Source organism: Listeria cossartiae subsp. cayugensis (assembly GCF_014229095.1).
In the GTDB taxonomy this organism is placed as follows: domain Bacteria; phylum Bacillota; class Bacilli; order Lactobacillales; family Listeriaceae; genus Listeria; species Listeria cayugensis.
In genome coordinates this window covers 59095-75087 of the sequence record NZ_JAARZC010000006.1, presented here as the reverse complement: position 1 = coordinate 75087, position 15993 = coordinate 59095, and the positions used below count along the sequence as shown (strand labels likewise).

Genomic DNA, 15993 nt, shown 5'->3' with positions numbered 1-15993 from the left:
CAGATGTAGTGTTTACATGTGTTTTTACTTGCATTCTGTTCTAAATGCATCTGGCTAAATAGTTTAAATTAGTCGTTTTCGCCTTGATACGTTAAGATTTCTGGGCCGTCTTTTGTAATTGCAAAAGTATGCTCATATTGAGCGGATAAAGAACCGTCAACAGTTCTTGCAGTCCAGCCATTATCGTCCATTTTTGCTTTCCAAGCGCCCATGTTTACCATCGGTTCCACTGTAATAACCATGCCTTCTTTCAAGCGTGGTCCTTTTCCAGCTTGACCAAAATGCGGAATATCTGGTTTTTCATGTAAAGTTGGTCCAACGCCGTGCCCGATAAACTCGCGCACAACTGCTAGATTTTCGGATTCTACGTATGTTTGGATGGCATGACCGATATCGCCAACTCGAGCGCCAACTTGTGCTTGCTCAATGCCTAAGTAAAGTGCTTTATGGGTTACATCCATTAAATGCTTCACATCGTCTGGAATTTCACCTACTGCATAAGTCCAAGCAGAGTCAGCAAGTGCACCGTGATAATTCACGACCATATCTACGGTAATAATATCGCCTTGATTTAGCTTTTGTTTGCGCGGGAATCCATGACAAATTTCGTCATTGATACTTGCACAAATAGCATATTCGTAACCTTCAAAGCCTTTTTGCTCTGGAGTTGCGCCATTTTTACGTAAAAATTCTTCTGTAAAAACTTCTAAATCCCAGCTAGTAATACCAGGTTTAATGATCTTTTTTAGTTCTTTATGCGTATCGGCAAGGATTTTCCCTGCTGCTTTCATTTCATCGATTTCGCGTCTTGATTTGAGTGTAATCATCTTTTCATTCCCTCCTAAAATTTCCACTATTTCCTATTATAGCTCGAAAACCCTTAGAAATAAAGTAATCTGGAAAAAAGGTTGCAGTTTTTCTGAAGACATTTATAATAGAATGTATCAGTTAAAAAAATGGTAGGCTCGTTTGTGCCATTTTAAACAATAAAAAATTCAGAAAATGGTGATGCAAAATGACAAAAGTGATGATCGTTTATGCCAGCATGACTGGTAATACACAAGAAATTGCCGATATTTTAGGTGAAGAATTAGAAAAATATGATATCGAAGTAGAAATTGAAGAATGTATTTCAGTGGATCCTGCAGACTTACTAGAATATGATGGCGCGTTAATCGGCGGCTATACTTACGATGATGGGCAGCTTCCTGATGAATTCGTTGATTTTTATGAAGATATGGCGGACGTTGATTTTAGCGGCAAAGTGTGCGCTTCTTTCGGTTCTGGCGATACTTTTTACGATGAGTATTGTTTAACCGTTGATTTAATCGAAACTCGTCTAAAAGAACAAGGTGCGACGGTTCCAGTTGCCGGGCTAAAAGTTGATCTTGATCCTGACGAAGAAGATGTTGTTCGCGCAGAAAGTTATGCTAAAACATTTGTTGATGTATTAAAAGGTTAATTATAAAGCAAGCGTCCAGTTGGGTGCTTGCTTTTTTATTTTACGAAAATAGCGAAAAATGGCGCTTCGTGGTTGCTTTACCTTATTAATTGAGATACAATTCTCGTATTGAATAAAAAGATTGGAGTGATTAATTATGACAGTATTTAGTGAAAAGTTAGAAAAATATGCAGAATTGATTATTAAAGTTGGAGTAAACGTCCAACCTGAACAGAAAGTAGTAATTATGGCTCCAGTTGACGCGGCTCCGCTTGTTCGTCTAATTTCCAAATACGCTTTTGAAGTTGGCGCTGAGGATGTTATTATGGATTGGCGCGATGAAGAACTAGGCGCATTACGTTATAAAAATGCCCCACTACGCGTTTTTGAAAGCGCTCCGGTTCACCGTGTTGCAGAAAAAACAGAGCTTGCTAAAGAAGGAGCTTGTTTTATTTCCATCACTTCCGAAGATCCGGATTTGCTAAACGGCGTTGATAGCAACAAAATAGCAACTTTCCAAAAGACGATGGGCGGCGCAATGAGCGAGTTTCGCGAGTTAATGCAAGCAAACGTGGTAAGTTGGACAGTTGTTGCAGCAGCTTCACAAGGCTGGGCAGCAAAAGTATTCCCTGATTTGACTCCAGAAGAACAAATGGAAACACTTTGGGAAGCTATTTTTGAAACAACTCGTATCAATACCGAAAACCCGGTAGAAACTTGGAAAAATCACGATCAAACACTAGCTGCAAAAGCAGATAGTTTAAATGAAAAACAATTTACTTCTTTACATTATACAGCTCCTGGAACAGACCTTACAATTGGTCTTCCGAAAAACCACCTTTGGGTTGGCGCTGGTAGTAAGAATAAAAAAGGGCATGAATTTATGGCCAATATGCCAACAGAAGAAGTTTTCTGTTGTGCGGATAAACTAAAAGTGGAAGGCTATGTCTCTAGCACAAAACCACTTAGTTATGCAGGAAATATTATCGATGACTTCAAAATCACTTTCGAAAAAGGTCGTATTGTAGGTGTAGAAGCAGCGTCCGGCGAAGAAATTTTAAAAGATTTAATCGCGACAGATGAAGGCTCTCACTATTTAGGTGAAGTGGCGCTAGTTCCAGATCCTTCCCCTATTTCCCAATCCGGCATTTTATTCTACAACACCCTATTTGACGAAAATGCCTCTAATCACTTAGCAATCGGTAGTGCGTATGCATTTAACGTTAAAGGTGGCGAAGAAATGTCTCGCGAAGAATTAGAAGCAGCTGGTGTTAACAATAGTTTGACGCACGTTGATTTCATGATTGGTTCTTCTGAAATGGACATTGATGGTGTAACCGAATCTGGTGAAGTTGTTCCTGTTTTCCGTAAAGGCGACTGGGCATTCTAATCCTTTTTAAAACTTATGCCTTTTGCGTAAAACCCTTGTAGCTTTTGGCTTTCAAGGGTTTTCGTTTGTTATTTTTTATAAAAGAGAGCGAGGTGCATTGGATGAAATTTAGAACATGGGACATCAATTTAAAAGTAAGGCTTTTTGGGGAAGCGCTACTCGATATTTCTTTTTGGATGGTCTTCCCCTTTCTAACGATTTACTTTTCGGAAAGTATTGGCCGTGAGCTGACGAGTCTCTTGCTGATTATTTCGCAAGTGTTGGCGGTTTTCACAGCTTTACTTGGCGGTTACTTTGCGGATAACTTTGGTAGAAAACGGATGATGAGTATTTCGGTTATTGGTGAAGGTTTTGGTTTTCTTGTTTTTGCAATAGGCGCGCTTCATGTGGTAGATTCGCCTTATTTAAGTTTTGCTGGTTTTGCGATTGCGAGTGTTTTTATGGCATTTTATCAGCCAGCAAGCCAAGCGATGATCGCAGACGTGGTGCCACCTGAACATCGGACACATATTTATTCGGTTTTCTATATGATGATTAATATCGCGGTCGTTATTGGTCCGATTCTAGGTTCGGTATTATTTTATAATTTCACGACGGAAACCTTACTTGCCATTGTTTGCGCGGATTTACTACTACTCTTCTTACTACAAAAATTTGGTCACGAAACGGCCCCGCTTTTAGTTAATCCTGATTTACAAAAAGAGGTTGTTCGGAAAAGCATTGGCGCCGTTTTAATGGAGCAGTTGAAAAACTATAAAATTATTTTTAAAGATAAGATTTTCTTCTTATATATCATTGCTGGAATTATTGTTTCTCAGTCATTTATGCAACTGGATTTGCTGTTCCCACTCTATATTAAAGAAGTTATCGGTGCATCTAACTTGTTCTCATTCCATTTTACTGGTGAGCAATTGTTCGGTGTGATTGTTTCCATCAATGGATTCTTTGTTGCCGCGCTTACGGTTGTTGTTACTCGTTGGATGAGCCATTTTAGAGAAAAATTTGTCTTTATGAACTCTTCCTTTCTTTACGCGATTGCGATATTTTTATTTGGGATTGCAACAGGACCGTGGGGGGCGATTTGCGCGATTATCCTCTTTAGCTTTGCAGAACTAATGACGGTCGGTTTGCAACAAACGTTTGTTTCTCAGTTAGCTCCAGAAGATAAGCGCGCAATGTATTTCTCTGCTGCCGGGCTTCGTTACACGCTTGGTAAAGTGATTGCGCCGCTTGCGATTACGCTTTCGACTTTAATTGGCTATACGGGAACATTTGTGATTATCGGTATTTTAGCACTCATTAGCGGGTTAATTTACTACTATATGTACTCCGAATTTGAAAAACAACGGCAAATTTCATAACGAAAAACGGCTATCTATTGACGGATAGTCGTTTTTATTTGATTACTTTTTTTACGAAATTTTTACGAAATGCCGAAAACACCTGTCATATCGCCATTTTAAATTACCTTTTCATGTCATCCATGTTTAAAGAATGCTTATAAGGTGAAAAAAGTCTATACTGTTAGTTATACACCTAGAATTTACTCGCTATTTTTAATAGAAAGTTAGGTGTGAGAATGTTTGGAACAACAACTATTGGAATTGATTTAGGTACTGCAAATATTTTAGTTTACAGTAAAGAAAAAGGCATTATTTTGAATGAACCATCTGTGGTCGCGTTAAATACGCATGATGGTACGGTTCTCGCGATTGGTCAGGAAGCAAAAGAGATGATTGGCAAAACGCCAGCCTCGATTTCTGCTGTAAGACCGATGAAAGATGGCGTTATTGCTGACTTTGATTTAACGAGCGGCCTTCTGCGTGAGATTATGCGCCGAATTTCGATTAGTGGTGTGAAAAAGCCCAATGTGGTTGTTTGTACGCCAACCGGAGCTACATCAGTCGAACGTCGTGCCATTTCAGATGCAGTAAAATCAACTGGCGCTCGTTCGGTCGTTTTAATTGAAGAACCTGTCGCTGCTGCAATTGGTGCTGATTTACCCGTTGCTGAACCTGTCGCAAATGTTATTGTCGATATCGGCGGTGGTACGAGTGAGATTGCGATTATTTCATACGGTGGTGTCGTTTCAAGCACATCGATTCGAACTGGTGGCGATCACATGGACGAAGAAATTATTCAATACATCCGTAAAAACTACAATCTTCTAATCGGCCAATCAACCGCTGAACGGATTAAAATGGAACTTGGCTATGCGCCGATTGAACATGTACCGCAAACAACCGATATTCGGGGTCGCGATTTACTCACTGGATTGCCAAAAACGATTCAAATAAGTTCTACGGAAATCCAAAGTGCCTTATCAGAAACGCTACTACGCATTCTGGAAGCGATTCGAAATACACTTGAGTTATGTCCGCCAGAATTAAGTGGCGATATTGTTGACCGAGGCATTATTTTAAGTGGTGGCGGTTCCCTTCTGCAAGGTTTCCGTGACTGGCTTGTACAAGAAATCGATGTCCCTGTACATATGGCTCCAAGTCCTTTGGAATCTGTTGCAATCGGCACAGGTAGATCCCTCGTTTTTGCAGATAAATTAACTAAAAGCTAACCATCAGAAGCATTTGGATTACTGTGTTTATCGCTAATCCAAATGCTTCTTTATCTTGCTGAAATTCTTTATTTCTGGTAAACTTATTTCTGTTGTCTGTCTTTCCTAGCCCATATAGTTAAACGGATATAACAAGCCCCTCCTAAGGGCTAGTTCGTGGTTCGATTCCGCGTATGGGCGTCATAAAAAAGCCGAAAACACTTGAGTAAATCAAGGTTTTCGGCTTTTTTTCAAACTTTATTGTTCAGACATAAAACGTTTCATCTTTTTTCTTTGCTGAAAATTTTAACGAGAAGTCTTCATTCGCTGAAAATGATCTTGAAGCAATTTTCACCCGAGTAAAGTCACAGCTTTTATTTCTCAATGCAGACTTAATCGCTTTGATACCACTTTCTTCATCGACGACCACGCAAAATATATTTAAAGCAAATTGCTTCGTTGGATTCGCGGTTTGTCCCATGTCAAAACCATCAACAAGACCTAAACCTTTCCAACCCAAATCACTGTTTAGGATGTCTGTGACTCTATCTTTCAGCCAAATATCACGTTTCGTTCCATTTAAACTTTTCAGTGGATATTGCACGACTATCCAACATTTTTCTTCTTCTGGAAACTCACTGTAGCCCTGAGGTACAAAGCGATTTAGAAATGCTTCTTTGAAAGCCGCTTCATCTTGATAGTTTTCCAAGTAATTAGCGTCTTTTTCGGTTTGACCAACTTTACCTATTTTTCCGTAATGGACGGTTGCTTCCTTATCTAAGTGTAACCTACCATTAGAGAGATTTCTAACCCCTCTATTACTTCCTTATCGTATACAAAATCCAATTCCCCTTCTCTTTCTCCACTACGTCACTAAAGCCAATTTCTTTTAAAAGTACTGTTAGCGAGGCGGTTGTCTTATATTTGTCCATATGATAATCAATTTTATCTTTTTCAGATGATAGTATCAAAACCGCATCTTTTGACATTACACGATAGATTTCTTCAAACCCTTTTCGAGGATTATCCCAGTACATATGGGTTTGTATAGCATAGACGACCTCAAAAAAATCTGCTGGGTAACTCATCGCAGCAACATCTTGTATAGATAGTTTTACTTTCCCTTTATCTATTGCTTTTTTGTTCAAATTCGTGGCTGTTTTGTAGGACTCTTCTGAAATATCCACTCCGTAAATAGTTATATTTTGCTTTAATTCACCAAGATTTTTAATATTGGAACCGCCGCCGTAACCCACATCTAATACATTCGTAACCTCGTTCATTTCTGTATTACTAATTGTCCACTTACTTAAATCCGCAAAATAGGATGACCATATTTTCGTAGTAATTTCGCCTAAGATGCCGCGTGGATTAGCCGCTTGTTCGCTTAAATAGTTAATTAATGGTTTATATAAAATAAAACTCATCCCTAGTATACCTCCCAAAATGATTAAAGCTATTTTCTTTCTTTTTGTCCTTTTCATCATAATCAAAGTCCTTTCGTGGGCACCTTTAGTTTTGAAATAATAATAACTATATTTCAAAACTATTGTATGATACGTTTGTTGTCTAAGTCAAGAACTTTTGAAATTAATTGGTTTATATTTCAAAATAAAAGTTTTTATGTTATATTATGCTAAAGATAAAAATTAGCCTTTGGGAAGTGTTTAGGATATGAATAATTATGAAAAAAGAACGCAAAAAAAGAAGCTGGCGATTATTCAAGCAGCTCTTACTTTATTTGGAAAACAAGGCTTTTCTGATGTAAGTATTAAGGATATCGCTTCTCTCGCTGCTGTTTCACAAGTTTCCATTTATAATTATTTTGGAAGCAAAGAAGCACTCGTTGGTGAATGCGCTAAAATTATTATGCAAGATACGATTGCTTTAGCAGAAGAAATTTTGGCATCTGAGGGAACATTTACACAAAAATTAAAGCGGGCTATTCAGCTTTGTAACGCAGAAATAAATATGTCTTTAAGTAAATTTATATCCAAAGAAGCTAGTAAAGACCAGCAATTCTTAATGCTTTTAGTAAATAATATTAATTCGCTAAAAAAAGACATTTATATGAAATATGTTGCTGCTGGAAAAGAAGCACAAGTCATAGATAATGCTATTTCGGATGAAGTAATTCAACTTTTTATTGATGCGATTAATAGTTTGGGGCTCACAGTTCCTGAGGAGGAGCTTGAGGAAAAACAAGCGGAAATTATTCAGTTGTTTTTGTATGGGTTGATTGGTCAAGGTCGGAAATAACATTAATCTCTTATTTTACAGATAATAAAAAAACCTGCAATCCACTTTATTTGGGATTACAGGTTTTTATTAATTTTTTATTTCTTCTTCTCAACCAATCTAAAATGTTGCCACGGTAGGATAGTATCTAATAAATAGCGCTCTTCTGGAACAATTCGAGCAACGATATTGGTATTGCCGGAGTTTTCCATTTCTTGAAGGGCTACTTGCATTTCGCCTTTGTAGCGTTCATAGCCATTGTTGTCGATTGTTACATCGCCTTTTGCAATGGTGTTTGTGTCATGCGCAGGGAAATCGTGTTGTTTGAAATTAACACGTGTCATAGTCGAACGTAGCACATACTCGGAAGCATCACCACGGTTGAAATGTTTTTGTGTTAAAACGATTTCTTTTTCTACGTCTGTTGCACCATCTAAAAATTCAACGGCTAATTGTAGTTCATTACGGTTTAATTCGCTTAAAGCGCGTAATTCATCTTCTGAAGCAAACATGTTTCCTACGATAACATCATCGATAAGCCCTGTGTTCCATAGATCTTTTGCTTGAACGGTAATGTCTTCGCCGCGATGTTCTTCCATTGTTGGAAGGCCGCCGTCTACAACAAACCATGGACCAAATTCTCCGCTGTTAGAAGAAACGAATGCTGCAGTGCGTAGGTTTAAGTCTTTGAATTGTTTACTTGTACGTAAGAAATGTTCTCTGGAAAGACCAGTGTATTTTCTTGGGTAGAAGTTATGACAACCAATGATATTTCCTACGTTTGCTTGGTAAGATAAGATATTTTCAACGTAACGAGTGCCATTACTAATGTTTAGCTCGATTTTCAGATCCGTATCGTCAAATGACATCGCTGCCTCTTCGGAACCAGAGAAACCTAAATCCAGGCGTAAACCAGCTAGGCCAAGCTCTTTAAAGCGATCTAATTCTTTATAAGTGATATTTAACGATTCAAATACAGTCGGGTCAACATCAGCAATAACGTCAAATCCTAATTCTTTTGCGCGTTTGCAAATTGTTTCTAATTTAGCAAATTCCGCTTCGTCATTAGCAGAAATCAAACAAGTGAAAATACGGCTAAAACCATATTTTGCAGCTGTTTCAATGTATTCTAACGATTCTTCAAGTGCTACATGTTGCGGAAATACGGATATTCCTAATTTTCTCATTTAAATCATCCCTTCAAAAGCTTATTTAGAGCGGTATAAATCAATAATTTCTTTGGCTAAATCTTTAAAAGTAATAGCATTCATTAAGTGATCTTGCGCGTGAACTAGTAGTAAAGATACTTCTGCTTTTTCGCCGCGTGCTTCCCCTTGAATTAAAGAAGTTTGTGAATGATGCGCTTCAAGTAATGCTGCTTCTGCATTTTTGATTTGCTCATCTGCCGCGTCAAAATCCCCTTTTTTTGCCGCTTCGATTGCTAGCATTGCGTCACTTTTAGCGTTTCCTCCGTGTACGATTAATTGCATAATTGTTTGTTCTAATTCCATTGTTTACACATCCTTTTTCATTTATCGAACTTGTGTTTATTTCCTCTTCAAGCAGTCTCGAACTCGAGATTATTTCTCAATCATTGTTAGTGCATCATTTAGCACTTTTTCGCCGTCCATTGTTCCGTAGTCAATCCCGTTAATGATTGCAACTGGAATACCTAATGGGTCCAGTACTCGTTTCAAATTCTTCTCTAAAAAACGAACTTGCGGTGCGAGTAATACAACGTCTACATTACCTTTGTATTTATCAAAATCTGCTTCTGCAACTGCGATTACAGTGGCTTCTACTTGATTTTTTTCGATAGCTTCTGTCATTTTTTTAACGAGTAGACTTGTGGACATACCGGCCGAACAAACTAACATGATGTTATTCATTAATTTAACCTCCTAGTTTGAAAAGCTGCACGCATATATAATATGCAAGATATGTGCCAACTTTCCTAGTTATTCATCGCTTATATGCGAACTTTCTTACTTACACAATAAAAAAACCAAGTGTGTAAGATAATACACACTTGGTAGATTCCGTTTTCTTAGCTTTCTTCCACCTGGTTTGAGAGCATCATCTGTGTTAAATATGCGATTTCTGATTGGGGTATTACGATGTCGTACTCAATTTCCACATTTTCCATCATTTGTTGCGTGATTTGCATTTCTACCATGTGGTTTTTAGCAAACTCATTTAAATCTGGGAATTCTCTATCTACAGCACCAAGTTTTACGCGCTCGATAAGGAAGGCCAAGTGAAGAATCATGCCGATATCTACACCCGATTCCAGTATTACGTTGAGCTGCAATTGCAATTCAGAAATCACTTTTCGTAAAAAGTAAACGAGTTGCTCAGCGGAACTTACAGCTTGTAAATTGCCTTCTAATGAGGCGATTAATTTTTCATATGGCACTTCATCATTTAAAATTCTGGAAATAACTTCTAAACCGCCATCTGATAAAACTTCCAGCGCGCTAAAGAATGGAATATCACGGTATTCAAAGGCTACGGAACCCATGATTGCTAGAATATTATATTCTTCCATCAATTGATCAATTCGTTCGCGGAAAGCTTCTTTATGCAAGAATTGTAGCACGATAATTTCGATTTTCGTTTCATCAATAATTGGTGCAACGACTTTACGTAGTTGCTCGGCTACCCCTTCTCCCGTGAAACAAGTGAAAATAACCGCATTTTTTACTGGTTTTGCTCGTAAGACGTGTGCTTTATATTTATTTTCAAATAATTGCTCACAACTTTGATAAATATCTTCTAAGCCTCGTCCTAATGAGGCTTTACGCATCGCTTCTAATACAACTGGAGTACTTACCATCGTCACCGTTTTTGTGCGGATCCCCAGTTCTTCCGTCAACATATTCCCAAAAGAAGTGAGTGATCCCATGTCGGAAAGGATGAGTACGCCTTTGACTGGATTTAATTTGATTACGGTTTGTTTTAGTTTTTCGTACATTGCTTTTACTTCGACGGTAAGTGGCATATCAAGAGCAATTCCGCTTTCGATGCTTAGTAGTTCTTGCACTGTTTCTACCATACTTGTTGCCGTTGAGCGCCCGTGCATCATGACGATTACTTCAACTTGATTTTCTTGTGCAAGCGAGGTATCCACTACTTCTTCCGTCAAAAACATCGTCAAAAAGCCAATTTCATCAAAAGGAATTTCGATACTTAACTCTTGTTCAATTAGCGCAGATAAATCAATCGCCACTTGGAATTCTTTTGGGTATTTTTTGCGGATATTATTTAAATCAGGGTGAATAATGTGTTTTTGTTCGCGTACTCGTTCAATTGTGCTTTGTAAATGTAGCGAAAAGGCAAATTTCATTTTTTCATTGTATTTGCGATTTAATTTTTCTTCCGCCATGGCATATACTTTTTCGGTTAATTCCCAAACAGCTGGTGCGATGATTTCTTTGGCTGTTTGGTGGGTTGGCAATTGGACCATGTAGTCGTGGAAATATTGATCTACATCGACATAAAGCGCCTTTTCTAGCTCGCTTTGATCCTTCCCTTCTTTCATCAACTGATCCGCTTTTTCTTGGATGGCATGGTAGACATCATGAACATCTTCCATATCCACCAAAGCGTCACTTGTATCAACGAATTTAAAAATGGATTTATCTACATCAATTAAACGATTTAGTTTTTCTGGTTCGTCTTTTAAGTGCAGTAAACCTTTTTGGACGTGAATTGGTAAATCATCTTGCTCGATTAAAATATAATTGGCTGTTTTGGTTTTATAATGCAAAAAGGCTTTGGCACAGGCCAGTTTTAGGTCTCTTTGCAGTTGACCAACGTTAGCGCTTGCATGATAAAGTAAAAAGGCAATCAGTGCTTTTCTATGTACGCGAATCGATTGATGTAGTCTGGTCGCTTCTTGGTTTAAGAAAAATTCTACTAATTGATAACGTTCTTCCAAGTTTCGTTCTGCTAGGGATGGCAATGTAATCGTCATCGGGATACGTCTTGTGAACGTTTCTAACAGAAAATTATCTGGTGATTCTGTTGTGGCACCGATAATTTGGACTTGCGCATGATGCACATTCGCACTTTCTCCGAGTGGACGGAATTCCCCTTTATCAATAAATGTAAAGAGCATTTCTTGTCCTTCTGGAGGTAAGCGGTGAATTTCATCAAGGAATAATATCCCGCCATCTGCTTTTTTCAGCAAGCCTTCGCGCGTTTCTTCCGCTCCCGTGTATGCTCCTTTAATCACCCCAAAAATATGGCCAAATAAAAGCTGTGGATTTTGTGCGTAATCAGCACAGTTAAACGAAACAAAAGGTGCATCAGCTGGAATGGTTTCTGATTCCTTAGCAAATTGATACATACATTCGGCAAAAAGTGATTTCCCTGTCCCAGTACGACCTAAAATCAAGCTATGAAGCCCATTTGGTGGATATAAAATCGCGGCTTTTGCTTGTTGGATACTTACTTTTAAACTATCTTCCGAGCCAATTAATCGTCCAAAAGCAGATTCTTGCAAGTTCCCTGCTGGTTCGGTTGCCCGTTCGGTCGTTTTGATAGCTTGATAAAATACCGGTTTCCCAGGAAGTTTGTCTATTTTTTGTTCTTTAAAAAGATCATTTAGATAACGACTAGCGTTCGCTCGGTCCATTTGAAGCAATTCTGCGACATCTGCTGCAGATACTTTTTCTTCTTTTGCGTTTAGAAGTTGGAGGACTTCTTCTTTTCTACTAGACATCTACTCTACTCCTTTTTGAAACTCTATGTTTCCATTATACCTTTTTAAATGGCATCCTCGCAACGATAAAAATTAACTAACAAAAAAGCGCGAATGCTTTCCTTTCTATCAAGAGAGAAAAACATTCCACGCAGCTTATGATTTTTTAAAATTGTTTTGTTTTTTGTTGAATTTATTTGGCTTGTTATTACGTGCCGGTTTCGCTGAATTAGTAGGCTTTTCTTTACGTCCCCCAGCAGTTCCACTTGGTTTATCTTTGCGGAATGGTTTTTTCGTATCGTCTTTTTTGCCTTTTTGCACTTGTTTTGGTGGTCTAGTTGCTTTTTTGGCAATTTTATTTTCAGGGACAGCGCCGTCAAGCAGTTTTCCTTGGTAGAAGCGCACTTGTTTCCCTTTTATATTGTGGATGGTTAAGTATTGTTTTAATGTTCTTATTTCACGTGGGTTGGCAAAAGTAATAACAGTGCCTGATCTGCCCATTCGTCCCGTACGACCTGAACGGTGGGTATATTCTTTTTCGCTGGCTGCTAAATCGTAGTGAATCACGTATGGTAAATCCTCAATATCAAGGCCACGAGCCGCAACATCTGTCACGATTAAATAAGTTAAAGTACCTTTTTTAAAGTCGTCGAGATATTTTTTGCGTTTTTCTTTGCGAATTTCACCGTGAATTCCGGCTGCTTTTACTTTATCGTAATGCAGTTTTTCAAGCAAAATTTCCATTCGTGGTTTGTCTTTCACAAAAACAAGGCCGCGCATATCTTTAATGTGAGAAATCCGACGTAATAAAGTCGCTTTATCGCGTGACTCAACGTCCATGTATAAATGTTCTACATTCGTTAACTCTTCTGGTTTTGCTGTCACTTCTAGCATCACTGGTGTATTTTCCGTTTGCGCGAAAAACGCTTCTGGATTTTCAAGTTTTGTTGCGGATACAAGGGTTAATTGGCGATCGCGAACGGCACTTTCGACAATTTCAAGTGTGCTTTTAAAATTCTCTTGGCGAAGTAGTTGGTCACATTCGTCCAAAGTAATCGTTTTGATTTCGTGCATTTTAATTTTCTTTTGTTTGATTAGCTCAAGCGCGCGGCCTGGAGAGGCTACAATTATTTGCGGTTTTTTCTTTAACTTTTCGATTTGCCGTTTGACATTGGCTCCCCCGATTAAAGATATAACCGTCAATTCATCGCTTGGTAACCATGAACGGATTACTTCCGTGATTTGCATAACTAATTCATGAGATGGCGCTAAAACGAGCCATTGTGTTTTTGGAATTGCTTCTATTTTTTCAAGGGTTGGCAGCGCATAGGCTACTGTTTTCCCCGTTCCTGTTGGTGATACTGCGAGTACATCTGCCCCGTCTTTGATTGGTTGATACATCGCGCTTTGAATCTCTGTTGGCGTTTCATAACCATGTTCTTTCCATTTTTCTGCCCAAAAGCTTGGGATATTTGATTCTGTCATGACCCGACTCCTTTATTAGTTCTTCTCTGTATCATACCATGCTTACTGCAAGTCTGCACTTTTATTTAGGATTTTTGTTGCTATAAATAAAAAAACTAGGAATTAGCTCGCGAGCCTCTTCCTAGCTTTTCGAAAAATTATTTTTCCGCGTCAAACCAAATATCGTTTTGGTGACGTAGTTCGTTGGAGACACGTAATACTTTTAAGCTTAAGTCAGCTAAGTATTCATATGTATCTCGGTCGCTTTGTTCGATAATTCTTGCAAACTCAGCTGCTTCAAATTGCATATCATTAGCAACAGTTGGACCAGCAAGTTCAGCTTCTTCTTTTGTTGCATTATCGTAAAAAGTAATATGTTCAATCCCAGTAAGTGGGTCCACGATTAGCGTTCCTTTTTGACCATAAATTTCACTTGGTAAGAAGGATTGGGAATTTTTCCCTTGAATGATTGTAACGTTGAATGTTGGATATTCAAGAATAATCGGGCCAAGTCCGTCTACGCCTGTTGGTAATTTAGTCGCGAAATAAGTCGCTTTTACGGGTTCACCGAATAATGTGATTGCTGAGTAAAGTGGATAAACGCCTAAATCAACAATGGAACCGCCAGAGAATTTTAAGGAGAAGATATTTGGTTCTTCGCCGTTTAAAACTTGATCATATCTAGAGGAATATTTCATGTAAGCAAGTGTTGCACCGTGGATGGTTCCAACTTTTTCGATGCTTTCTTGTAGCCGTTTGAAGTTTGGTTCTTGGATGTGGCGAGCTGCTTCAAATAAAAAGACATTGTTTTCGCGAGCAATTTGGTGCGCATGCTCTAATTCTGCTACTGTGGAAAAAATTGGTTTTTCGACAATCACATGTTTTTTATTTTTCAGTAAGCTGACCGCGTGTTGATAATGAAGTGCATTAGGCGAAGCAATATAAACAGCATCGCAAGCGTCTGATTGACCCATTTTCTCAATATCAGTGAAGTAAGTCAACTCTCCGTATTTTTCTCCAAATGCGCGTGCTTTTTCTTCTGTGCGCGAGTATACCGCCGTAAGATTCCATTCACCCGAATTAATTGCGCCTTCGATAAATGCGTCTGTAATCCAGTTCGTTCCCATAATTCCAAGTTTCATTAGCCGACAACTCCTTTTATTTTATTTTAAGTATACCTTAAAATAAGGAAAAAAGCGTACTAATTGTTTGAAACCGATGGACCACTGATTCGAGTTGTATAGATTATTTCATTTTCGGCTTTTTCACCTTCGAGCAGCTCGACAAGTTTGTCAGCAGCCACTGCGCCCCATTTGTACTTCGAATATTCGATAGTAGCAAGGCGTGGCACTAAATACTCACTAATATCGGTATTATCAAAGCCGATAATCCGGACGTCTTTGCCAATTTCTAAATCTGTACCAGCAAAATAGCGATACATACCGATAGCCATATTATCATTTAAAGCGAATACGGACACGGGCGCTTTCCAGTTTTTAGCGATAATGGCTGCTGCTTTTTCACCGCTTTGTTCGGAAAAATCGCCTTCGATAATATGCACTTTTTTGTCGCCAGAGCGAGCGAGTTCTTGTTTAGCCGTTTCGAGTCTAACTCTTGCATCGTACGAATCATCTGGACCAGTTATCACATAAAAATCACCTTTAAAGTTAGTAGATAAATAATCAATCGCGAGTGTTGCCCCACCTTTATTATCTAGTAAGACTTGGCTCACATTTTCATGCGTAAGTTCGCGGTCAAGTACGACTAGTTTATGACCACGATCAGCATAATTAATAATCTCGCTCGACGGGAAATTCGCATCTAAAATAATAGCGCCATCAATCATTTTTTCGGGTAAAAATCGGTGTGTTTTCGTGCCACTGCAAGCAATGAGTTCATATCCGTGTTTATAGAGCGTTTGCGTTAAACCTTCCAGTAAAGTCCCGTAAAAAATCCCGCCGTAGTTCGTTAAATAGACGCCGATAATTTTTGTTTCTCTCGTTTTTAACGTTCGTGCTGCCATATTGGGAATATAATTCAATTCATTTGCGATGGTCATAATTCGTTTTCGCGTTTTTTCGGTCACTTTTGGGCTGCCATTAAGCGCGTAGGATACTGTTGAAATGGAAACCCCTGCCTTTTTCGCGATATCTTTAATTCCTACCACGTGAATCGCATCCTTTTCTGTTTTCTTTTATTATACA

The 15993-nt window shown here is 38.5% G+C and carries 14 protein-coding genes, 1 tRNA gene and 1 pseudogene; 6 read left to right on the top strand and 10 right to left on the bottom strand.

What is annotated here, in order from left to right; translation table 11 throughout:
* Window positions 1–68: 68 nt before the first annotated feature.
* A complete protein-coding gene (gene map, locus HCB49_RS13825) occupies window positions 69–827 on the bottom strand; it encodes a type I methionyl aminopeptidase (RefSeq protein ID WP_185392635.1) in 759 nt (252 codons plus the stop codon).
* A gap of 188 nt (window positions 828–1015) precedes the next feature.
* Between map and HCB49_RS13820 the strand changes: the two genes are divergently transcribed.
* The 5 genes from HCB49_RS13820 to HCB49_RS13800 all read left to right on the top strand — a co-directional run bounded on the left by HCB49_RS13820 (window position 1016) and on the right by HCB49_RS13800 (window position 5583).
* Complete coding sequence (locus HCB49_RS13820; protein ID WP_008948060.1) at window positions 1016–1462, top strand: flavodoxin; 447 nt, start codon at window positions 1016–1018, stop codon at window positions 1460–1462.
* A gap of 136 nt (window positions 1463–1598) precedes the next feature.
* Entirely contained in the window at window positions 1599–2831 is a 1233-nt protein-coding gene (locus HCB49_RS13815; protein ID WP_008948061.1) for an aminopeptidase, read from the top strand.
* A gap of 101 nt (window positions 2832–2932) precedes the next feature.
* Window positions 2933–4192, top strand: coding sequence for an MDR family MFS transporter (locus HCB49_RS13810; protein WP_185605272.1), 1260 nt, complete (start codon window positions 2933–2935; stop codon window positions 4190–4192).
* Between the two features lie 218 nt (window positions 4193–4410).
* Window positions 4411–5403: a rod-share determining protein MreBH gene (gene mreBH / locus HCB49_RS13805; protein ID WP_008948064.1), complete on the top strand. Its 993-nt coding sequence runs from the start codon at window positions 4411–4413 to the stop codon at window positions 5401–5403.
* 108 nt (window positions 5404–5511) lie between these two features.
* Window positions 5512–5583, top strand: a tRNA-Arg gene (locus tag HCB49_RS13800).
* A 64-nt stretch (window positions 5584–5647) separates the two neighbouring features.
* Here HCB49_RS13800 and HCB49_RS14405 read toward each other — a convergent pair.
* Together HCB49_RS14405 and HCB49_RS13790 are read right to left on the bottom strand one after the other, a co-directional pair.
* A pseudogene (locus HCB49_RS14405) lies at window positions 5648–6154 on the bottom strand (hypothetical protein); the annotation flags it as partial.
* Window positions 6155–6200: 46 nt separating this feature from the next.
* Window positions 6201–6869, bottom strand: a complete 669-nt coding sequence (locus HCB49_RS13790) for a class I SAM-dependent methyltransferase (RefSeq protein WP_185605271.1) — start codon at window positions 6867–6869, stop codon at window positions 6201–6203.
* A 187-nt stretch (window positions 6870–7056) separates the two neighbouring features.
* On the opposite strand from HCB49_RS13790, the gene HCB49_RS13785 reads away from it, so the two are divergent.
* Entirely contained in the window at window positions 7057–7641 is a 585-nt protein-coding gene (locus HCB49_RS13785) for a TetR/AcrR family transcriptional regulator (protein ID WP_185605270.1), read from the top strand.
* Between the two features lie 77 nt (window positions 7642–7718).
* Here the strand turns inward: HCB49_RS13785 and HCB49_RS13780 are convergent, their stop codons facing one another.
* The 7 genes from HCB49_RS13780 to HCB49_RS13750 form a co-directional block, all read right to left on the bottom strand.
* On the bottom strand, window positions 7719–8807 hold the full coding sequence (locus tag HCB49_RS13780; RefSeq protein ID WP_185399695.1) for a DUF871 domain-containing protein: 1089 nt from the start codon (window positions 8805–8807) through the stop codon (window positions 7719–7721).
* 21 nt (window positions 8808–8828) lie between these two features.
* Window positions 8829–9131, bottom strand: a complete 303-nt coding sequence (locus HCB49_RS13775; protein ID WP_185397282.1) for a PTS sugar transporter subunit IIA — start codon at window positions 9129–9131, stop codon at window positions 8829–8831.
* A gap of 69 nt (window positions 9132–9200) precedes the next feature.
* Window positions 9201–9509, bottom strand: a complete 309-nt coding sequence (locus HCB49_RS13770) for a PTS sugar transporter subunit IIB (protein WP_185605269.1) — start codon at window positions 9507–9509, stop codon at window positions 9201–9203.
* A gap of 158 nt (window positions 9510–9667) precedes the next feature.
* Entirely contained in the window at window positions 9668–12346 is a 2679-nt protein-coding gene (locus HCB49_RS13765; protein ID WP_185605268.1) for a sigma-54-dependent transcriptional regulator, read from the bottom strand.
* Between the two features lie 135 nt (window positions 12347–12481).
* Window positions 12482–13810: a DEAD/DEAH box helicase gene (locus HCB49_RS13760; RefSeq protein WP_185605267.1), complete on the bottom strand. Its 1329-nt coding sequence runs from the start codon at window positions 13808–13810 to the stop codon at window positions 12482–12484.
* Window positions 13811–13947: 137 nt separating this feature from the next.
* On the bottom strand, window positions 13948–14931 hold the full coding sequence (locus HCB49_RS13755; RefSeq protein ID WP_185605266.1) for a Gfo/Idh/MocA family protein: 984 nt from the start codon (window positions 14929–14931) through the stop codon (window positions 13948–13950).
* 59 nt (window positions 14932–14990) lie between these two features.
* Window positions 14991–15956, bottom strand: coding sequence for a LacI family DNA-binding transcriptional regulator (locus tag HCB49_RS13750; protein WP_185605265.1), 966 nt, complete (start codon window positions 15954–15956; stop codon window positions 14991–14993).
* Window positions 15957–15993: the final 37 nt, after the last annotated feature.